This is a genomic window from Pseudomonas sp. ML2-2023-3, assembly GCF_037055275.1.
Taxonomy (GTDB): Bacteria; Pseudomonadota; Gammaproteobacteria; order Pseudomonadales; family Pseudomonadaceae; genus Aquipseudomonas.
This window is the reverse complement of the sequence record NZ_CP146343.1, coordinates 2,386,803-2,405,966: the sequence shown is the minus strand read 5'-3', so window position 1 is coordinate 2,405,966 and position 19,164 is coordinate 2,386,803. Positions and strand designations below refer to the sequence as shown.

Here is a 19,164-nt window from a genome sequence, read left to right as displayed (position 1 = left end):
GCTTGCTTGCGATGCAGACGACGCGGTGTAACTGATACACCGCAGCGTTCCCATCGCGAGCAAGCCCGCTCCCACAATGCTTATCCAAGAGGCTTTATTTCCAGCCAAGGAGGCTGGTTACTTATGTCTGCTCCTGCTTTGTTCCCCCGCCATATCGCCGTGTTGATTCTGGTCCTGCTGGCCTGCGCATTCGCGGGCAACCACATCGCCGCCCGCATCGCCTTCGATCACGACACAGGCCTGTTACTGGCCATTCTGTGCCGCGCTGGCGTGACCTTGCTGGTGTTGACCAGCCTGGTGCTGTGGCAACGCGAACGCCCGCGCCTGACCCCTGCCAACTGGCGCTGGCAAGTGCTGCTGGGGCTGCTGATCGCGGCACAAAGTTTCTTTATCTATTCGGCCGTGGCACGGATTCCCGTGGCACTGGCGCTGTTGATTGCCAACGTGGCGCCGATCCTGCTGGTGCTGCTGACCTGGGCCCTGGGAGGTGCAGCCCCGACACGGCGAGCGGCGCTGCTCATGGGGTTGATCATGTGCGGCCTGGTCTTTGCCCTGGACGTCCCCGAGCGCCTGTCCAACCAGGGCACCACCGAAGCGCAATGGCTCGAAGGCATTCTGTTCGGGTTCGCCGCGGCCTCCGTGTTCGCCTGTGCGCTCTGGATTACCGATCACAAGCTGTCGAGCCTGCGTGGCACGGTGCGCAGCATGCTGACCATGCTGATTGTATTTTGCGCAGCGGCCCTGGCCGGGGTCAGCGGTGTGCTGCCCGGCGGCGTGTCGCTGCCCTCCTCGTCCACCGGCTGGACAGCTCTGGCCTGCCTGGTGGCGCTTTATGGACTAGGGTTCTGCCTGTTGTTTATCTGCATGACGCGCCTGAACATGGCCCGCAACGCACCCGTAATGAACGTTGAGCCAGTGGCAAGCCTGCTGTTTGGCTGGCTGATCCTGGACCAGTTGCTCAGCAGCGGCCAAATCATCGGCGGCCTGATCGTGGTCGCGGGTATCGTGATGCTGACCTGGCGCCGTGCCACCGATTGATCTGTCATTCCCTAACGGTAGAGCCCCATGCCCACAGAAACATTGACCCTTGAAGACGGCCTGACCCGTCTGACTCTGGCACCGCACATAGGCGGCAGCATTCTTGACTGGAGCATCATTGCCAGCGGCCAGCCCTTGTTTCGCCCAAGTGCAGCCGATGCCCTGGACAGCAACTCGGCCAACCAGCTGGCCTGTTACCCACTGGTGCCCTGGTCGAACCGGATCGGGGATGGAGGCTTCGAAGGCGCAGGCCATTGGTTCGCCTTGCAGCCCAACAATCCTCCAGGCCTGCTGCCCATCCACGGCAGTGCATGGCAGCAGGCCTGGAGCGTGACCGAGCACAGCCCGCACCATGCCTGCCTGCAACTCGACAGCACCGTCCCCTTTGCCTACCGTGCGCAACTGCGTTACAGCCTGAGCGACGGCCAACTGCGTATCGAGCTGAGCGTGACCCATCAGGACGAGCACGCGGCCTGGCATGGCCTGGGGCTACACCCGTATCTGCCACGCACCGCCAACACACGATTGCAGGCAAAGTCTGCTCAGGTCTGGCTGTGCGATGACCAGGGCCTGCCCACGGAGCTTGCGCCCCTGCCGATGGAGTGGGACTTCAACCAGAGCAACGCTTTGCCGCAAACCCGGCTCGACAATTGTTTCACCGAGTGGGATGGCAACGCAGTGATCAGCCAGCCGGACTTGGGCTATACGCTGGGCTGTCAGGCAACGGGCAGCCCTTACTGCCTGGTGTATTGCCCGCCGGGAGAGGACTTTTTCTGCTTCGAACCCGTCAGCCACCCGGTCAATGCCCATCACCTGCCCGGCCACCCCGGGCTGACGTTATTGCATAAGGGCCAATCAGCGAACATCAGTGTCAGCTTCAAACTCAACCCATAGATCCAGGTCAATAATCCCGCACTCAGGCTCGATTAATATCGCGCCTTTTTGCGAATGACCTGACTATGCGCCTTGCACCGCCCGAACTCCTCGCCCCTGCCGGCACCCTCAAAAACATGCGTTATGCCTTCGCCTATGGCGCCGACGCGGTGTATGCAGGCCAGCCGCGCTACAGCTTGCGGGTACGCAATAACGAATTCGACCACGCCAATCTGGCCATCGGGATCGCCGAAGCCCAGGCGCAGGGCAAACGCTTTTACGTGGTGGTCAATATTGCCCCCCACAACGCCAAGCTGCGCACGTTCCTCAAGGATCTGGAACCGGTAATCGCCATGGGCCCGGATGCCCTGATCATGTCCGACCCGGGGCTGATCATGCTGGTGCGCAAAAACTTCCCCCATGTCCCGATTCATTTGTCGGTACAAGCCAATACGGTCAACTGGGCCAGTGTCGAGTTCTGGCGCCAGCAAGGCCTGAGCCGGATCATCCTGTCCCGCGAGCTGTCGCTGGAAGAGATTGAAGAGATTCGCCAACAAGTACCGGACATGGAACTGGAGATCTTCGTCCACGGCGCATTGTGCATGGCCTACTCGGGGCGCTGCCTGTTGTCGGGCTACATGAACAAGCGCGACGCCAATCAAGGCAGTTGCACCAATGCCTGCCGCTGGAAATACGACACCAAACCGGCCACGGAAAACGAACTGGGCAATATCGTCAATGTGGTCGAGCCGACCCTGGGGGTGGGTGCGCCCACCGACGAAGTGTTCGTGCTCAACGAGTCCCAACGCCCGGACGAACAGATGACGGCGTTCGAAGACGAGCACGGCACTTACATCATGAACTCCAAGGATCTGCGCGCCGTACAGCATGTGGCGCGGCTGACCGGGATGGGCGTGCACTCGCTGAAAATCGAGGGCCGAACCAAGTCGCACTTCTACTGTGCGCGGGCGACTCAGGTGTATCGCAAGGCGATTGATGATGCGGTGGCAGGCCGTGAGTTTGACCGCAGCCTGATGACGGACCTGGAATCACTGGCCCAGCGCGGTTACACCGAAGGGTTTTTGCGGCGCCATGTCCACGATGAATATCAAAACTACCTGCATGGCAGCTCGCTGTCGCACCGCCAGCAGTTTGTCGGGGAGTTGACCGGCGAACGGCGCAACGGCCTGGCCGAGGTCAAAGTCAAAAACCGCTTTGCCCTGGGTGACCATCTGGAGTTGATGACCCCCCACGGCAACTACCATTTTGATCTCGACCGGTTACACAACAGCGCGGGCTTGCCGACCCAGGTTGCACCGGGTGACGGCCACACGGTGTACCTGCCGATCCCCGAGCAGGTGGACTTGAAGTACGGGTTGTTGATGCGGGACTTGACGGTAAGTGAAGTGATGGAACGCTCGGCGTGAGCGCTGTGGGAGCGGGCTTGCTCGCGATAGCATCGCCCGGTTTTGTCTGACGACCGAGCCGTCAGCATCGCGAGCAAGCCCGCTCCCACAGACTGGGTGATTGCGATTAATCGCGGAACACTTCATCCAGCAGGTTGTGCATCGCCGTAAAGGCACGGCTGGAAGTTTTGGCGTCGTACATCATCTTGCCCGGCACATTGGCGTGGGGATCGGTGAAGGAATGCACCGCGCCGCCGTAGCTGGTCAATTGCCAGTCCACGCTTGCCGCATTCATCTCGGCCTCAAAAACCGGTAGCTGTTCGTTTGGCACCAACGGATCAGAAGCGCCGTGCAACACCAGCACCGCACCCTTGATGCTCTGGGCATCGATCGGATTGGGCGTGTCGAGGTTGCCGTGGAAGGACACCGCCGCTTGAAGTGGTGCACCGCTGCGCGCCAGTTCAAGTGAGCAGCAGCCGCCAAAACAGAAGCCAAAGGTGGCCAGCTTGTTGCTGTCGACCTGGGCCAGGCCCTGATTTTTCAGCATGTCGTACGCTGCCCACATCCGCTTGCGCAACAGGGCGCGGTCATTCTTGAGCGGCATCATTGCAGCGCCCGCCTCGTCGGCATTGCCCGGACGGATGGCCTGGCCGTACAAATCCGCGATCAGTACCACGTAGCCTTGCTCTGCAACCGACTTGGCGATCTCTTCGGCACCCGCACTGATGCCCATCCAGTTAGGCGCCATCAGCAAGCCCGGCAGTGGATCTTCTCGGCTCGGGTCAAACGCGAGGCGGCCTTCGTAAGGTTGGCCGTCGATTTGATAGGCCACAGAACTGACCGTAATTGATTTCATTAAAAACTCCTGAGCTCAAAACAAAAAAAACCCGCCGAAGCGGGTTTTTATAGCGCGGTTAGACCGACAACTCTACTAACAATTTGTTAAGCCGACGGACATAAGCCGCAGGGTCTTTCAAACTGTCACCGGCTGCCAGGGCCGCCTGATCGAAGAGGATGTGCGACAGGTCGCCAAAACGCTCTTCGCTCTGCTCTGCATCGAGTTTCTCGATCAGCGGGTGAGCCGGGTTGAACTCGAAGATAGGCTTGGACTCAGGCACTTTCTGACCGCTAGCTTCCAGGATCTGACGCATTTGCATGCCCAGGTCCTGCTCGCCGATGGCCAGAATCGCCGGGGAATCAGTCAGACGGTGGGATACACGCACTTCGCTGACGCTTTCACCCAGGGCTGCCTTGATGCGTTCAACCAGACCTTCTTTGGCCTTGGCCACTTCTTCTGCAGCTTTCTTGTCCTCTTCGGAGTCCAGGTTGCCCAGATCGAGGTCGCCGCGTGCCACGTCCACAAAGCTCTTGCCGTCGAAATCGCTGAGGTAGCTCATCAGCCACTCGTCGATACGGTCGGTCAACAGCAGGACTTCGATGCCTTTCTTGCGGAAGACTTCGAGGTGCGGGCTGTTTTTGACCTGCGCGTAGGTTTCGCCGGTCAGGTAGTAGATCTTGTCCTGACCTTCCTTGGCGCGAGCCAGGTAGTCGACCAGAGAAACGTTTTGTTCGCCGTCGTCACCATGGGTCGAGGCGAAACGCAGCAGACCGGCGATTTTTTCCTTGTTGGCGAAATCTTCAGCCGGGCCTTCTTTCATCACCTGGCCGAAGTTTTTCCAGAAGCCCTGGTATTTCTCAGGCTCGTTCTTCGCCAGTTTTTCCAGCATGTCGAGTACACGCTTGGTCAGCGCGGTCTTCATCGAGTCGATGATCGGGTCTTTTTGCAGGATTTCCCGCGACACGTTCAGCGACAGGTCGTTGGAGTCGATCACGCCCTTGATGAAGCGCAGGTACAGAGGCAGGAACGACTCGGCCTGGTCCATCACGAATACACGCTGTACGTACAGCTTCAGGCCTTTAGGCGCTTCACGCTGGTACAGGTCGAATGGAGCACGTGCCGGCACGTAGAGCAGCGAGCTGTATTCCAGCTTGCCTTCAACCTTGTTGTGGCTCCAGGCCAGCGGGTTCTCGTAATCGTGGGCAATGTGCTTGTAGAACTCCTGGTATTCCTCGTCCTTGACTTCAGTACGAGGGCGAGTCCACAGGGCACTTGCGCGGTTAACGGTTTCCCATTCCAGCGCAGGTGTTTCTTCGCCTTCGGCAACGGTTTGCTCTTTAGGCAGCTCGATCGGCAAGGCGATATGGTCGGAGTACTTCTTGATGATGTTGCGCAAGCGCCAGCCGTCAGCGAACTCGGATTCGCCGGACTTCAGGTGCAGAACAATCTTGGTGCCGCGATCAGCTTTTTCGACGGTGGCAACTTCAAACTCGCCTTCGCCCTTGGAGGACCAGTGCACGCCTTCGCTGGCAGGAGTCCCGGCACGGCGGCTGTAGACGTCAACCTTGTCGGCGACGATAAAGGCGGAATAGAAGCCCACACCGAACTGACCGATCAGGTGCGAGTCTTTCTTCTGATCGCCTGTCAGGTTTTTCATGAAATCAGCTGTGCCGGATTTCGCAATCGTACCCAAGTGGGTGATCACGTCATCACGGTTCATACCGATACCGTTGTCTTCGAGGGTGACGGTGTTGGCGTCCTTATCGAAGCTCACACGGATTTTAAGATCGGCACCGCCCTCCAGCAGCTCAGGCTTGGACAGTGCTTCAAAACGTAATTTGTCGACAGCATCAGAGGCGTTCGAGATCAATTCGCGAAGGAAAATTTCCTTGTTGGAGTACAGCGAATGGATCATGAGGTGCAGCAGTTGCTTGACCTCGGTCTGGAAGCCCAGGGTTTCTTTTTGAGTTTCCACGCTCATTGTTATCAAACTCCGATTGGATGGCATGAGCCACGCCCTAGTGGGTTGGCGGCGGGATGTCATGAAAGTTGGGGGCTCAGGTTCAAATTTCAAGGCCTGATGGCAAGGCATCGGTTTTTTACCAGCCGTTTCGACCTAGGATGCTTTACTTATATATGTCTGAAAGCATGGAACTTAAGCATTGAGCCAATGCTCAAACGCCCCGTAGATCTACTCATAAGGAGAAACACCCCATGCGTAATACTTTTGCTGTTGCCTTGATGCTGGCTGCCACCCTTGGTCTGGCTGCGTGTGACAAGAAGTCCGAAGATAAAGCCCAGGAAGCCACTCAGCACGCTGAGCAAGCTCAAGAAAAAATGTCTGAAGCCCAGGACAAAGTGAACGACGCGGCGAAAGAAAACGCCGAAGCTGCCAAAGCTCAGGCCGAGTCCAACAAAGCCGCCGCTGAAGAAGCCGCTCCTGCTACTCCTGCTGCTCCAGTGGCAACTCCAGAAAGCAAGTAATACGGCTTTTTGTGAGGTAACACAAAGCCCGCCAAGTGCGGGCTTTGTTGTGTCCCGGGCTCAAGATTTCTTGCTTCGATACCCGAACACAGCGCCATAAAAAAGCCCTGCATCCGTGAGATGCAGGGCTTTTTCAGGTATTCAGGAACGCTTTTGGCGAACCGAATAATTACGCGAGTGCTTCAGCACGCTTGCCCAGCAGACGGTCGCAAATAAATGCGCCCACCAAGGTCACGAGGCATGGCACCAGCCACGCCAAACCCTGGTCGCTGAAGGGCATATTCGCAAGCTGGCTAGGAATCCAGCCAGCCAGGCCTGCACCTTTGAGCGCATCGATCGAACCGAAGATGAACGACACCAGCATCACCGGACCCACGATCCGCGCCTGGGCATGCCACAGGCCTTTGCAGAAACTCAACGCCACCAGCACGATGCACGGCGGGTAAATCGCCGTCAGCAGCGGGATGGAGAAGGCGATCAACTGCGTCAGACCAAGGTTCGACACGGCCAGCGAGAACACCGCAAGGATAATCACCAGAGTCTTGTAAGACAGTGGCAACACCGTGCTGAAGTATTCAGCACAGGCGCACGTCAGGCCCACCGCCGTTACCAGGCAAGCCAGGGCAATCAGTACAGCCAGGAAGCCGCTGCCCAGCGAACCGAACGTATGCTGTACATAGGCGTGCAGTACTGCCGCGCCATTGGTTGCGCCCGCCGCCACTTCATGGCTGCCCGCCCCCAGGCGGAACAGGCTGATGTAGACCAGCGCAAGGCCAACACCGGCGATCAGGCCAGCAATGATTGCGTAACGGGTAATCAGCTTCGGCGACTCAACCCCACGGGAGCGAATGGCGTTCACGATCACAATGCCGAACACCAGCGCGCCCAGGGTATCCATGGTCAGGTAGCCATTGATAAACCCTTGAGAGAAGGGTGCGGCGACGTATTCAGGGGTCGCAACGCCAATATCACCCGCAGGCAAGGCAACAGCGGCAATACCGAGAATCGCCAGTGCGATGATCTTCAACGGTGCAAGGAAGCGCCCTACCGTGTCGAGCAGACGACCCGGATACAGCGAAACGAAGAACACAATCAGGAAGTACACCGAGCTGTACAAGAACAGCGCCAGCGGGCTTTCACCCGTCAACGGCGCCAGACCGACCTCGAAGGATACGGTGGCGGTACGCGGGGTGGCGAACAACGGACCAACAGCCAGATAGGCCACAGCCGCGAGCAAGCCGCCAGCCACTTTACCGATCGGGCTGCTCAGTGCGTCCATTCCGCCGCCAACCTTGGCGAGCGCAATAACAGTGACCACCGGCAGACCTACCGCGGTGATCAGGAAGCCCAATGCGGCCATCCAGACGTTAGGTCCAGCCTGCAGGCCAACGATTGGCGGGAAAATGATGTTGCCAGCCCCAACGAACAGGGCAAAAGTCATAAACCCAAGTGCCAGGATGTCCTGGCCTTTCAATACTTTCATTACGGAAATACCACACTACTGAATCGGAATTAGAGGGGAATTTCCCGTGCGGATGTGGGAAATGCTGTCGGTCTGTATAAGTCCGACCCGTCTAGCGCGCGGCTTCCTTTTGGGATGCACACGCAGAAATGCAGAATGGCGGCAAGATTACCGATTTTTTTCCTACAACGCACTGTTAGAGGGCGGACTGTCCGATGAACGAACGCAGTTGTCGCCTGGATGACATCGAAAATTGATTTGATGTGGTTTTGCAGCGTTGGGACTGCCGCGATTGGGTAGGCGCTGCCTCGTTCCTTCGGCGGCGGTTACAAACACTTCTGCCAGAACGCACAAAGGCCACCCGAAGGTGGCCTTTGTCTGGTGTAGCTATCAGCTAAGCGCGTGGCTTATTTGATTGCCCAGCCAGTCAGCTCGGACAGAGCCTTGCCGATGTCTGCCAGCGAACGCACGGTTTTAACGCCTGCGTCTTCCAGAGCAGCAAACTTCTCGTCTGCAGTGCCCTTGCCGCCAGAGATGATTGCGCCAGCATGGCCCATGCGCTTGCCAGCAGGGGCAGTCACACCAGCGATGTAGGAAACAACTGGCTTGGTCACGTGTGCCTTGATGTAGGCAGCCGCTTCTTCTTCAGCCGAACCGCCGATCTCACCGATCATTACGATCGCTTCGGTCTTCGGGTCTTCCTGGAACAACTTCAGGATGTCGATGAAGTTGGAACCAGGGATCGGGTCACCACCGATGCCTACGCAAGTCGACTGACCGAAACCGGCGTCAGTAGTTTGCTTAACAGCTTCGTAAGTCAGGGTGCCGGAACGCGACACGATGCCTACTTTGCCTGGCAAGTGAATGTGACCTGGCATGATGCCGATCTTGCATTCGCCTGGAGTGATAACGCCTGGGCAGTTAGGGCCGATCAGGGTAACACCCAGTTCGTCGCACTTAACTTTAGCGTCCAGCATGTCCAGGGTAGGAATGCCTTCAGTGATGCAAACGATCAGCTTGATGCCGCCGAAAGCTGCTTCAAGGATGGAGTCCTTGCAGAAAGGAGCCGGTACGTAGATAACGCTGGCGGTTGCGCCAGTGGCAGCTACGGCTTCTTTCACAGTGTTGAAAACAGGCAGGTCCAGGTGAGTGGTGCCGCCTTTGCCCGGAGTAACGCCACCAACCATCTTGGTGCCGTATTCGATGGCTTGCTGGGTGTGGAAGCTGCCCTGCGAACCAGTGATGCCCTGGCAGATAACTTTGGTGTCTTTATTGATCAGGACGCTCATTACTTGCCCTCCGCAGCTTTAACAACTTGTTGAGCAGCGTCGGTCAAGCTGGTAGCAGCGATGATGTTCAAGCCGCTTTCTGCCAGTACTTTAGCGCCCAGTTCAGCGTTGTTGCCTTCAAGGCGAACAACCACCGGGATTTTCACGCCGACTTCTTTCACTGCACCGATGATGCCTTCGGCAATCATGTCGCAACGAACGATGCCGCCGAAGATGTTGACCAGTACTGCAGCGACATTGCTGTCGGACAGGATGATCTTGAACGCTTCGGTAACGCGTTCTTTGGTAGCACCGCCGCCAACGTCGAGGAAGTTGGCTGGCTTGCCGCCATGCAGGTTAACGATGTCCATGGTGCCCATCGCCAGACCAGCGCCGTTTACCATGCAGCCGATGTTGCCTTCCAGTGCTACGTAGTTCAGTTCGAACTTGGCAGCGTGCGCTTCGCGCGGATCGTCTTGCGACGGATCGTGGAAAGTTTTCAGCTTGGCCTGACGGTACATGGCGTTAGCGTCGATGTTGATTTTTGCATCGAGGCAGTGCAGATCGCCGTCAGCCTTGATAACCAGCGGGTTCACTTCCAGCAGGGCCAGATCGTGATCCTTGAACAGTTTGGCCAGACCTACGAAGATCTTGGCGAACTGAGTAACTTGCTTGCCTTCCAGACCCAACTGGAAAGCCAACTCGCGACCCTGGAATGGCTGAGCGCCAACCAGTGGATCGATAGTTGCTTTCAGAATTTTTTCTGGAGTGTCGTGAGCGATCTTCTCGATATCCACGCCACCTTCGGTGGAAGCCATGAATACGATACGACGGCTGGAACGGTCAACGACAGCGCCCAGGTACAGCTCTTTAGCGATATCAGTGCACGATTCAACCAGGATCTTGGTGACCGGCTGACCATTGGCATCAGTCTGGTAAGTCACCAGACGCTTGCCCAACCACTGTTGTGCGAATGCTTTAGCGTCTTCTTTGCTGCGAACCAGCTTAACGCCGCCCGCTTTACCGCGACCACCTGCGTGAACCTGGGCTTTGACAACCCATTCGGTCCCACCGATTTTGTCGCAAGCTTCTGCGGCTGCTTCCGGGGTGTCTACTGCATAACCCTTGGATACTGGCAGGCCGTATTCAGCGAACAGCTGCTTACCCTGATACTCGTGAAGATTCATGCTTTTTACCGTCTTCGTTAGGTACTGCGCATTCGGCGCTGCACTTTTATTAGTGCCGCACCACCTGTGACTGCTGCTTGTGCTGCCTTTACAAGCCCGACACCCGCGTGAGCGGAGCCGGGCCTGAGTCAAACAAGACAAGACTGCGTCCGGCGGAAGTTCCGCGGTGAGGCTTGCTAGCAAGGCTCACGACGGGCAAACCGCCGTGGTTTCTTATTGTCTGGTCTTAACGTTTCTTGCGGTTGGCAATGTGGATGGCGCCGCCATTCACTGCCAGTGCTGCTTCGTGCAAGGCTTCAGACAGGGTTGGATGGGAGAAAACCATCATGCCCAGATCTTCAGCGCTGGTGCCGAATTCCATACCGATCGCGCCTTGCTGAACCAGCTCTGCTGCGCTCGGGCCAATCACGTGGACGCCCAGTACGCGGTCAGTTTTGGCATCAGCGATGACTTTAACAAAGCCACCGGTGTCGTTTGCTGCCATGGCACGGCCACTGGCTGCAAACGGGAAGGTGCCGACGTTAACTTCAACGCCTTCAGCTTTCAAGGCCTGTTCGGTTTTACCGACCCACGCGATCTCCGGGTGAGTGTAAATAACCGATGGAATCAGGTCGTAGTTCATCTCGGTCTTGTGACCTTTGATGCGCTCGACAACCATGATGCCTTCTTCCGATGCCTTGTGTGCCAGCATCATGCCACGTACCACGTCACCAATGGCGAAAACGCCCGGTACGCTGGTCGCGCAATGATCGTCAACAAACACGAAACCGCGCTCGTCGATGGTCACGCCGCTGTCAGCTGCCAGCAGTTCGGTAGTCACCGGACGGCGACCAACGGCTACGATCAGCTTGTCGAAGGTGATGGTCTGTTCGCCGTTGGCGTCGGTGTAGGTCACAACGACTTCTTCGCCGTTAACCTTGGAACCGGTAACGCGAGCGCCCAGCTTGATGTCCAGACCTTGTTTGGTCAGGGTTTTGTAGGCTTCTTTGGATACGGCAGCGTCAGCAGCCATCAGGAACGTGTCCAGAGCTTCCAGAACCGTTACCTGAGCACCCAGACGGGACCATACCGAACCCAGTTCCAGACCGATAACCCCAGCGCCGATAACGCCCAGACGCTTGGGTACGGATTGGAATTCCAGGGCGCCGGTCGAATCAACGATGACGTTGTTATCAACTGGAGCAGGTGGAATGTCGATCGGACGCGAGCCCGAAGCCAGAATCACGTTCTCGGCTTCGATGATTTCGACAGTGCCGTCTGGCTTGGTCAGTTCAACTTTCTTGCCGGCCAGCAGTTTGCCGTGGCCTTGCAGGGAAGTAACGCCGTTAGCCTTGAACAGGGTAGCAACGCCGGAAGTCAGACCTTTAACGATGTTGGCTTTACGGCCAACCATCGCAGCAACGTCCATCTTCACTTCACCGGTGGTGATGCCGTGGATGGCAAATGCATCCTTGGCTTCGTGGTACTTCCAGGAGCTGTCCAGCAGCGCCTTGGATGGAATGCAGCCAACGTTCAGGCAAGTACCGCCCAGCGCCAGTTTGCCTTCCTTGTCGGTGTATTTTTCGATGCAAGCAGTCGAAAGGCCCAGTTGAGCAGCCTTGATGGCAGCAACGTAGCCGCCAGGGCCCGCACCAATCACTACAACGTCAAATTTCTGAGACATGAAAATAGATCCTCTATTAGCTACAAGCTGTCAGCAGCACGCTACAAGCCAAAGCCAAGCTGCTTTTTCTCGCAGCCTGGCACCTGAAGCTTGCAGCCGCTTCTATTAGATATCCAGCAGCAGACGAGCCGGGTCTTCCAGCAGGTTTTTGATTGCTACCAGGAAACTTACAGCTTCTTTGCCATCGATCAAGCGGTGATCGTAAGACAGAGCCAAATACATCATCGGACGGATTACGACCTGACCGTTGATTGCCATTGGACGCTGAAGGATGTTGTGCATGCCCAGGATCGCGGCTTGCGGCGGGTTAACGATCGGGGTCGACATCATCGAACCGAAAGTACCACCGTTAGTGATGGTGAACGTACCACCGGTCATTTCGTCGATGGACAGTTTGCCGTCACGGGCTTTTTTGCCGTAAGCAGCAATGCCGCCTTCGATTTCAGCCAGGCTCATCAGTTCGGCGTTACGCAGAACCGGAACTACCAGACCACGGTCGCTGGATACAGCAACACCGATGTCGGCGAAGCCGTGGTAAACGATGTCGGAACCGTCGATCGAAGCGTTGACCGCCGGGAAGCGTTTCAGCGCTTCGGTAGCGGCCTTGACGAAGAACGACATGAAGCCCAGACGTACACCGTTGTGCGACTTCTCGAACAGGTCCTTGTACTTCGAACGCAGTGCCATGATTTCAGTCATGTCCACTTCGTTGAAAGTGGTCAGCATCGCCATGTTCGATTGAGCTTCAACCAGACGCTTGGCCACGGTGGCACGAACGCGGGTCATTGGAACGCGTTTTTCTACGCGGTCGCCAGCAGCGAAAACCGGAGCAGCAGCGGCAGGTGCGGCAGCCTTGGCAGGCGCAGCAGCAGGCGCGGCCTTTTTGGCAGCAACAGCGGCAACTACGTCTTCCTTGGTCACACGACCGCCTTTGCCAGTGCCGGCAACGGAAGCAATGTTGATACCGTTTTCTTCGGCGATCTTGCGAGCAGCAGGCGCAGCCACTGGATCGTCTTCGCCTTCGCCAGCTGGAGCAGCAGCCTGAGCAGCCGGTGCAGCAGCGGCTGGTGCAGCAGCAACGCCGCCTTCAACGATGGAGCCCAGAACTTCGTCGGACAGAACGGTGTCGCCTTCGTTCTTGACGATAGCGCCCAGTACGCCGTCAGCTGTTGCCAGCACTTCCAGCACAACCTTGTCGGTTTCGATGTCAACAATCAGGTCGTCGCGCTTTACAGCGTCGCCCGGTTGTTTGTGCCAGGTGGCAACGGTGCCATCGGCAACCGATTCCGGAAATGTTGGGGCTTTGATCTCGATAGCCATGTTCTTTGGTTCCTTAAATTCGGTTTCAGTGCGCGAAGGCGTTAAACAGTGAACGCGTCTTGCAACAGTTTTGCCTGTTGCTCAGCGTGCATCGATGCGTAACCACAAGCAGGTGCAGCAGAAGCGTCACGGCCCGCGTACTCAAGTACGAGAGATTTGTCGTGACCGCTGATGATGCGGCGCATGTGGTGCTGGCTGCAGTACCAGGCACCCTGGTTCATCGGCTCTTCCTGACACCAGACAATATGTTTGGCGTTTTTGTACGGAGCCAGGACTTCAATCAAGTCGTCCTCAGGGAACGGGTACAGCTGCTCAAGACGCACGATGGCGATGTCATCACGACCTTCGGCACGGCGTTTTTCCAGCAGGTCGTAGTAGACCTTGCCGCTACACAGCACGATGCGACCGACTTTCGCCGGATCTTGTGCATCGATTTCCGGAATAACGGTCTGGAACGAACCTTCGGCCAGATCTTCCAGGGTCGAGATTGCCAATTTGTGACGCAGCAACGACTTCGGAGTCAGGACGATCAGCGGCTTGCGCAGCGGACGGATGACCTGACGGCGCAGCAGGTGATAAATCTGCGCAGGAGTAGTCGGCACGCACACCTGAATGTTGTGCTCGGCGCACAGTTGCAGGTAACGTTCAAGACGTGCAGAGGAGTGCTCCGGGCCCTGACCTTCATAACCGTGTGGCAGCAGCATGGTCAGACCGCACAGACGGCCCCACTTGTGCTCGCCGCTGGTGATGAACTGGTCGATTACAACCTGGGCGCCGTTGGCGAAGTCGCCGAACTGGGCTTCCCAGATCACCAGCGCGTTAGGCGTGGTGGTCGAGTAGCCGTATTCGAACGCCAATACCGCTTCTTCCGACAGCAACGAGTCGTACAGGTCAAAACGTGGCTGACCTTCAAACAGGTGCTTCAGAGGAATGTAGGTGCCAGCATCTTTCTGGTTGTGCAGCACGGCGTGACGGTGCGAGAACGTACCGCGGCCGATGTCCTGACCCGTCATGCGAATCGGGTGACCTTCGAACTGCAGGGTTGCGTATGCCATTGTTTCGGCATAACCCCAGTTGATCGGCAGGCCGCCGGCTTGCATTTTTTGACGATCTTCGTAGATCTTCGCAACCTGGCGCTGGACAACGAAGCCTTCCGGAATTTCCAGCAGCTTGGCAGACAGTTCTTGCAGGGTCTTGAGATCAAAACGGGTGTCGTGACGTGCAGTCCAGGCGTGACCCAGGTATGGGCGCCAGTCTACGAACAGCTCTTTGTTCGGCTCTTTGACCAGACTTTTCACAACATGCAGACCGTTGTCCAGCGCGTTGCGGTATTCGTCGATCTTGGCCTGAACGCGTTCTGCGTCCACCACTTTTTCTTGCGTCAGACGTTCGGCATACAGTTCACGGGTAGTGCGCTGCTTGGCGATCTGCTGATACATCAGCGGCTGAGTACCGTTTGGCTCGTCGGCCTCGTTGTGACCGCGACGGCGGTAGCAGAACAGGTCGATCACGACGTCACGCTTGAACTGCATGCGGTAGTCGATAGCCAGCTGGGTTACGAACAGAACGGCTTCCGGATCATCACCATTCACATGGAGGATCGGTGCCTGGATCATTTTCGCAACGTCCGTGCAGTACTCGGTGGAGCGCGAGTCTTCCGGATTGCTGATGGTGAAGCCCACCTGGTTGTTGATCACCAGATGAATGGTGCCGCCCGTCTTGAAGCCGCGAGTTTGCGACATCTGGAAGGTTTCCATGACCACGCCCTGACCTGCGAATGCAGCATCACCGTGGATGGAAATTGGCAGTACTTTTTCGCCGGTGCTGTCGTTACGACGGTCCTGGCGAGCACGTACAGACCCTTCAACCACTGGAGAAACGATTTCCAGGTGGGACGGGTTGAACGCCATTGCCAGGTGGACTTCGCCACCACCGGTCATGACGTTGGAGGAGAAGCCCTGGTGGTATTTAACGTCACCGGAACCCAGCTCGATCTTTTTCTTGCCTTCGAACTCGTCGAACAACTCGCGCGGGTTTTTACCGAAGGTGTTCACCAATACGTTCAGACGGCCACGGTGGGCCATGCCGATAACGATTTCCTTGGTGCCGTAGTTGCCCGAACGCTGGATCAGCTCGTCCAGCAAAGGAATCAGGCTCTCGCCACCTTCCAGGCCGAAACGCTTGGTGCCCGGGTATTTGGTACCCAGGTACTTTTCCAGACCTTCAGCAGCAGTCACGCGCTCAAGCAGATGGCCTTTGACTTCAGCCGAATACGTTGGGCGGCCGCGTACGCTTTCGAGGCGCTGTTCAAACCAGTGGCGCTGCTCGGAATCGACGATGTGCGTGAACTCTGCGCCGATGGTGCGGCAATATGTCTGCTGCAACGCTTCGAGAATTTCGCGTAGGCTCGCTTCCTCTTTGCCGATGTACAGGTCGCCGGCACGGAAGGTCGTATCAAGATCGGCATTGGTCAAGCCGTAATGATTGATCGACAGGTCTGCAGGTGCAGGACGCTGCCACAGTCCCAGCGGATCAAGCTGGGCTGCCTGGTGGCCGCGCATCCGATAGGCCTGGATCAATCGCAGCACTTCAACCTGCTTCTTCTCGTGCTCACTGCTCACGCTCCCGGCGGAAACCGGTTGGGCGCGGCGCTGGTTCTTTGCCAGCAGCACGAAATGATCGCGGATTGTGGAGTGCGAAACATCGTTGGCAGAGTTGCCGTCAGTAGGCAACGTCTGAAATTTGGTGCGCCATTCTTCTGGCACAGCGTTAGGGTCGTGCAGGTAGAGCTCATAGAGCTCTTCCACATAGGCAGCGTTACCACCTGAAAGATAGCCGCTGTTCCACATGCGCTGCATCACGCTTTCTTGCATGCTTGGTCACCCTCGGTTAGGGGACACCATCGACGAGAACACCAGAGCATGCTTGAGAAAGTCCAAATACAGCGACTAAAACAAGCCACTTAGGATCACGCTGATAGTCCGGGTACCAGCCCGGATGCCCCTGCTGGTCTCATTTCTTCAAAATAAGAGCCGCAGCTTTTGAGCTGTTGCTCAGGTTAAAACTACGGCGCCGGTTGAAGCCTGCGCCGCAGCATTTACGGTTAAAGCGGTCCTGCGGTACAGCCTTGGATCACACGCCGCTTTGCAGCAGCATGCTACGCACGTGACCGATGGCCTTAGTCGGGTTCAAGCCCTTCGGACACACGTTTACGCAGTTCATGATCCCGCGGCAGCGGAATACGCTGAACGGGTCATCCAGTGAAGCCAGACGCTCGCTGGTCTTGGTGTCACGGCTGTCAGCCAGGAAGCGGTAGGCTTGCAACAGTGCAGCAGGGCCCAGGAACTTGTCCGGGTTCCACCAGAAGGACGGGCACGAGGTCGAGCAGCAAGCGCACAGGATGCACTCGTACAGACCGTCGAGCTTTTCACGCTCTTCTGGCGATTGCAGACGCTCGATGGCCGGAGCCGGAGTATCGTTCTGCAGGAACGGCTTAACTTTTTCGTATTGCTTGTAGAAGATGCTCATATCGACGACCAGGTCACGGATAACCGGCAAACCTGGTAGTGGACGAACGATCAGCTTGTTGCCTTTAACGACAGCAGACAGTGGCGTGACGCACGCCAAAGCGTTTTTGCCGTTGATGTTCATGCCGTCGGAGCCGCAAACGCCCTCACGGCAAGAGCGACGATAGGAGAAACCCTCGTCCTGCTCTTTGATCAGGGCCAGTACGTCCAGCACCATCAGGTCTTTACCGTGGGTATTGACCTCGAATTCCTGCATGAACGGAGCGGCGTCCTGATCAGGGTTGTAACGATAAACACTGACTTTCAACATATCGGCCACCCTTAGTAAGTCCGAACCATAGGCTCGAAGGTCGGAACGGTTTTCGGCGAGAAGTTCACCGCACGCTTGGCTACGCGCTTGTCACCCGGGAAGTACAGGGTGTGGCACAGCCAGTTAACGTCGTCACGATCTTCGAAGTCTTCACGGGCGTGAGCACCGCGCGATTCTTTACGAACTTCAGCTGCGATTGCAGTCGCTTCAGCCACTTCGAGCAGGTTTTGCAGCTCAAGGGCTTCGATACGAGCGGTGTTGAACGCCTGGCTCTTATCGTTGATTTTCACGTTGGCAATGCGCGTGCGCAGATCTGCCAGCTGGGCAATGCCCTTCTGCATGTATTCGCCAGTACGGAATACACCGAAGTAGTTCTGCATGCAGCTCTGCAGCTCTTTACGCAGGGTTGCCACGTCTTCGCCGTCGGTACGCGAGTTCAGGCCATCCAGACGTGCGAGGGCAGCGTCGATGTCGGACTGGCGCGGACGAGCGTAATCAACGCCTTCTTTCAGGGTCTGCTCAAGGAACAGGCCGGCAGCACGACCGAATACCACCAGGTCGAGCAACGAGTTGCCGCCCAGACGGTTGGCACCGTGTACCGATACGCAAGCCACTTCACCCACTGCGAACAGGCCAGGGATGATCTGGTCAACGCCGTCAGCGTCCTGAGTGATTGCCTGGCCATGAATGTTGGTGGCAACGCCGCCCATCATATAGTGGCAGGTAGGAACCACTGGAACTGGAGCCAGAACCGGGTCAACGTGCGCGAACGTTTTCGACAGTTCGCAGATACCAGGCAGACGGCTGTGCAGAACTTCTTCACCCAGGTGATCGAGTTTCAGCATCACGTGGTCGCCATCCGGACCGCAACCGTTGCCCGCGATGATTTCCTTAACCATCGAGCGAGCGACTACGTCACGACCGGCAAGGTCTTTGGCGTTCGGAGCATAACGCTCCATGAAACGTTCGCCGTGCTTGTTGATCAGGTATCCACCTTCACCGCGGCAACCTTCAGTAACCAGTACACCGGCGCCGGCAATACCGGTTGGGTGGAACTGCCACATCTCGATGTCCTGTACCGGCACGCCAGCACGCAGCGCCATGCCAATACCGTCACCGGTGTTGATCAGGGCGTTGGTAGTCGAAGAGTAGATACGACCTGCACCGCCAGTCGCCAGTACGGTGGCGTTAGCGCGAACGTAGGAGGTTTCACCGGTTTCGATGCAGATAACGATCATGCCGACGAAATCGCCAGCCTCGTTCTTAACCAGATCGACACCGTAGTATTCGTTCAGGAATACAGTGCCGGCCTTCAGGTTGGCCTGGTACAGGGTGTGCAACAGCGCGTGACCGGTACGGTCGGCTGCAGCGCAAGTACGGGCAGCCTGGCCGCCTTTACCGAAGTCCTTGGACTGACCACCGAAAGGACGCTGATAGATACGACCCTGTTCGGTACGGGAGAACGGCAGACCCATGTGCTCGAGTTCGAACACGGCTTCCGGACCTACGGAACACATGTACTCGATAGCGTCCTGGTCACCGATATAGTCGGAACCCTTGACGGTATCGTACATGTGCCAGCGCCAGTCATCGTTCGGATCTGCAGAAGCGATCGCGCAGGTGATGCCACCCTGAGCCGATACAGTGTGCGAACGAGTCGGGAAAACCTTGGTGATTACGGCAGTCTTGTGACCACCTTGTGCCAGCTGCAGAGCAGCGCGCATGCCAGCACCGCCGCCGCCAATAATAATGGCGTCGAACGAAAGTGTATTAACTGTGTTAGCCATG

The 19,164-nt window shown here is 57.2% G+C and carries 14 protein-coding genes; 4 read left to right on the top strand and 10 right to left on the bottom strand.

The window, feature by feature from the left end:
• Nucleotides 1-123: 123 nt before the first annotated feature.
• From V6P94_RS11205 to yegQ, 3 genes are all read left to right on the top strand, one after another.
• Nucleotides 124-1,038 carry a DMT family transporter gene (locus tag V6P94_RS11205; RefSeq protein ID WP_133078147.1) on the top strand — a complete coding sequence of 305 codons (915 nt, stop codon included), beginning with the start codon at nt 124-126 and terminating at the stop codon, nt 1,036-1,038.
• Between the two features lie 27 nt (nt 1,039-1,065).
• Entirely contained in the window at nt 1,066-1,932 is an 867-nt protein-coding gene (locus tag V6P94_RS11200) for an aldose 1-epimerase (RefSeq protein ID WP_133078146.1), read from the top strand.
• A 65-nt stretch (nt 1,933-1,997) separates the two neighbouring features.
• A complete protein-coding gene (yegQ, locus tag V6P94_RS11195) occupies nt 1,998-3,338 on the top strand; it encodes a tRNA 5-hydroxyuridine modification protein YegQ (RefSeq protein ID WP_133078145.1) in 1,341 nt (446 codons plus the stop codon).
• A gap of 106 nt (nt 3,339-3,444) precedes the next feature.
• Here the strand turns inward: yegQ and V6P94_RS11190 are convergent, their stop codons facing one another.
• Together V6P94_RS11190 and htpG are read right to left on the bottom strand one after the other, a co-directional pair.
• Complete coding sequence (locus V6P94_RS11190) at nt 3,445-4,173, bottom strand: dienelactone hydrolase family protein (RefSeq protein ID WP_133078144.1); 729 nt, start codon at nt 4,171-4,173, stop codon at nt 3,445-3,447.
• A gap of 58 nt (nt 4,174-4,231) precedes the next feature.
• Nucleotides 4,232-6,136 (bottom strand): molecular chaperone HtpG, encoded by a 1,905-nt coding sequence (htpG, locus tag V6P94_RS11185; RefSeq protein WP_133078143.1) that lies wholly within the window; start codon nt 6,134-6,136, stop codon nt 4,232-4,234.
• Nucleotides 6,137-6,369: 233 nt separating this feature from the next.
• Between htpG and V6P94_RS11180 the strand changes: the two genes are divergently transcribed.
• On the top strand, nt 6,370-6,639 hold the full coding sequence (locus tag V6P94_RS11180; RefSeq protein WP_133078142.1) for a hypothetical protein: 270 nt from the start codon (nt 6,370-6,372) through the stop codon (nt 6,637-6,639).
• Between the two features lie 169 nt (nt 6,640-6,808).
• Here V6P94_RS11180 and brnQ read toward each other — a convergent pair whose 3' ends face one another.
• From brnQ to sdhA, 8 genes are all read right to left on the bottom strand, one after another.
• On the bottom strand, nt 6,809-8,122 hold the full coding sequence (gene brnQ, locus V6P94_RS11175) for a branched-chain amino acid transport system II carrier protein (RefSeq protein WP_133078141.1): 1,314 nt from the start codon (nt 8,120-8,122) through the stop codon (nt 6,809-6,811).
• A 386-nt stretch (nt 8,123-8,508) separates the two neighbouring features.
• Nucleotides 8,509-9,390 carry a succinate--CoA ligase subunit alpha gene (sucD, locus tag V6P94_RS11170; RefSeq protein WP_019408932.1) on the bottom strand — a complete coding sequence of 294 codons (882 nt, stop codon included), beginning with the start codon at nt 9,388-9,390 and terminating at the stop codon, nt 8,509-8,511.
• Complete coding sequence (sucC, locus tag V6P94_RS11165; protein WP_133078140.1) at nt 9,390-10,556, bottom strand: ADP-forming succinate--CoA ligase subunit beta; 1,167 nt, start codon at nt 10,554-10,556, stop codon at nt 9,390-9,392. The genes sucD and sucC overlap by 1 nt, the downstream gene beginning before the upstream one ends.
• Nucleotides 10,557-10,782: 226 nt before the next feature.
• Complete coding sequence (gene lpdA / locus V6P94_RS11160; RefSeq protein WP_133078139.1) at nt 10,783-12,219, bottom strand: dihydrolipoyl dehydrogenase; 1,437 nt, start codon at nt 12,217-12,219, stop codon at nt 10,783-10,785.
• A 105-nt stretch (nt 12,220-12,324) separates the two neighbouring features.
• Entirely contained in the window at nt 12,325-13,539 is a 1,215-nt protein-coding gene (gene odhB, locus V6P94_RS11155; protein WP_019828557.1) for a 2-oxoglutarate dehydrogenase complex dihydrolipoyllysine-residue succinyltransferase, read from the bottom strand.
• A 41-nt stretch (nt 13,540-13,580) separates the two neighbouring features.
• A complete protein-coding gene (locus tag V6P94_RS11150) occupies nt 13,581-16,412 on the bottom strand; it encodes a 2-oxoglutarate dehydrogenase E1 component (RefSeq protein WP_019828558.1) in 2,832 nt (943 codons plus the stop codon).
• 259 nt (nt 16,413-16,671) lie between these two features.
• Nucleotides 16,672-17,376 carry a succinate dehydrogenase iron-sulfur subunit gene (locus V6P94_RS11145; RefSeq protein ID WP_133078138.1) on the bottom strand — a complete coding sequence of 235 codons (705 nt, stop codon included), beginning with the start codon at nt 17,374-17,376 and terminating at the stop codon, nt 16,672-16,674.
• An 11-nt stretch (nt 17,377-17,387) separates the two neighbouring features.
• On the bottom strand, nt 17,388-19,163 hold the full coding sequence (gene sdhA, locus V6P94_RS11140) for a succinate dehydrogenase flavoprotein subunit (protein WP_095036384.1): 1,776 nt from the start codon (nt 19,161-19,163) through the stop codon (nt 17,388-17,390).
• Nucleotide 19,164 lies beyond the last annotated feature (1 nt).

Bases quoted from the DNA above. Each gene is read 5' to 3' on its own strand.
- V6P94_RS11205 (WP_133078147.1), top strand. From the start codon at position 124: ATGTCTGCTCCTGCTTTGTTCCCCCGCCATATCGCCGTGTTGATTCTG.
- V6P94_RS11200 (WP_133078146.1), top strand. From the start codon at position 1,066: ATGCCCACAGAAACATTGACCCTTGAAGACGGCCTGACCCGTCTGACT.
- yegQ (WP_133078145.1), top strand. From the start codon at position 1,998: ATGCGCCTTGCACCGCCCGAACTCCTCGCCCCTGCCGGCACCCTCAAA.
- V6P94_RS11190 (WP_133078144.1), bottom strand. From the start codon at position 4,173: ATGAAATCAATTACGGTCAGTTCTGTGGCCTATCAAATCGACGGCCAA.
- htpG (WP_133078143.1), bottom strand. From the start codon at position 6,136: ATGAGCGTGGAAACTCAAAAAGAAACCCTGGGCTTCCAGACCGAGGTC.
- V6P94_RS11180 (WP_133078142.1), top strand. From the start codon at position 6,370: ATGCGTAATACTTTTGCTGTTGCCTTGATGCTGGCTGCCACCCTTGGT.
- brnQ (WP_133078141.1), bottom strand. From the start codon at position 8,122: ATGAAAGTATTGAAAGGCCAGGACATCCTGGCACTTGGGTTTATGACT.
- sucD (WP_019408932.1), bottom strand. From the start codon at position 9,390: ATGAGCGTCCTGATCAATAAAGACACCAAAGTTATCTGCCAGGGCATC.
- sucC (WP_133078140.1), bottom strand. From the start codon at position 10,556: ATGAATCTTCACGAGTATCAGGGTAAGCAGCTGTTCGCTGAATACGGC.
- lpdA (WP_133078139.1), bottom strand. From the start codon at position 12,219: ATGTCTCAGAAATTTGACGTTGTAGTGATTGGTGCGGGCCCTGGCGGC.
- odhB (WP_019828557.1), bottom strand. From the start codon at position 13,539: ATGGCTATCGAGATCAAAGCCCCAACATTTCCGGAATCGGTTGCCGAT.
- V6P94_RS11150 (WP_019828558.1), bottom strand. From the start codon at position 16,412: ATGCAAGAAAGCGTGATGCAGCGCATGTGGAACAGCGGCTATCTTTCA.
- V6P94_RS11145 (WP_133078138.1), bottom strand. From the start codon at position 17,376: ATGTTGAAAGTCAGTGTTTATCGTTACAACCCTGATCAGGACGCCGCT.
- sdhA (WP_095036384.1), bottom strand. From the start codon at position 19,163: ATGGCTAACACAGTTAATACACTTTCGTTCGACGCCATTATTATTGGC.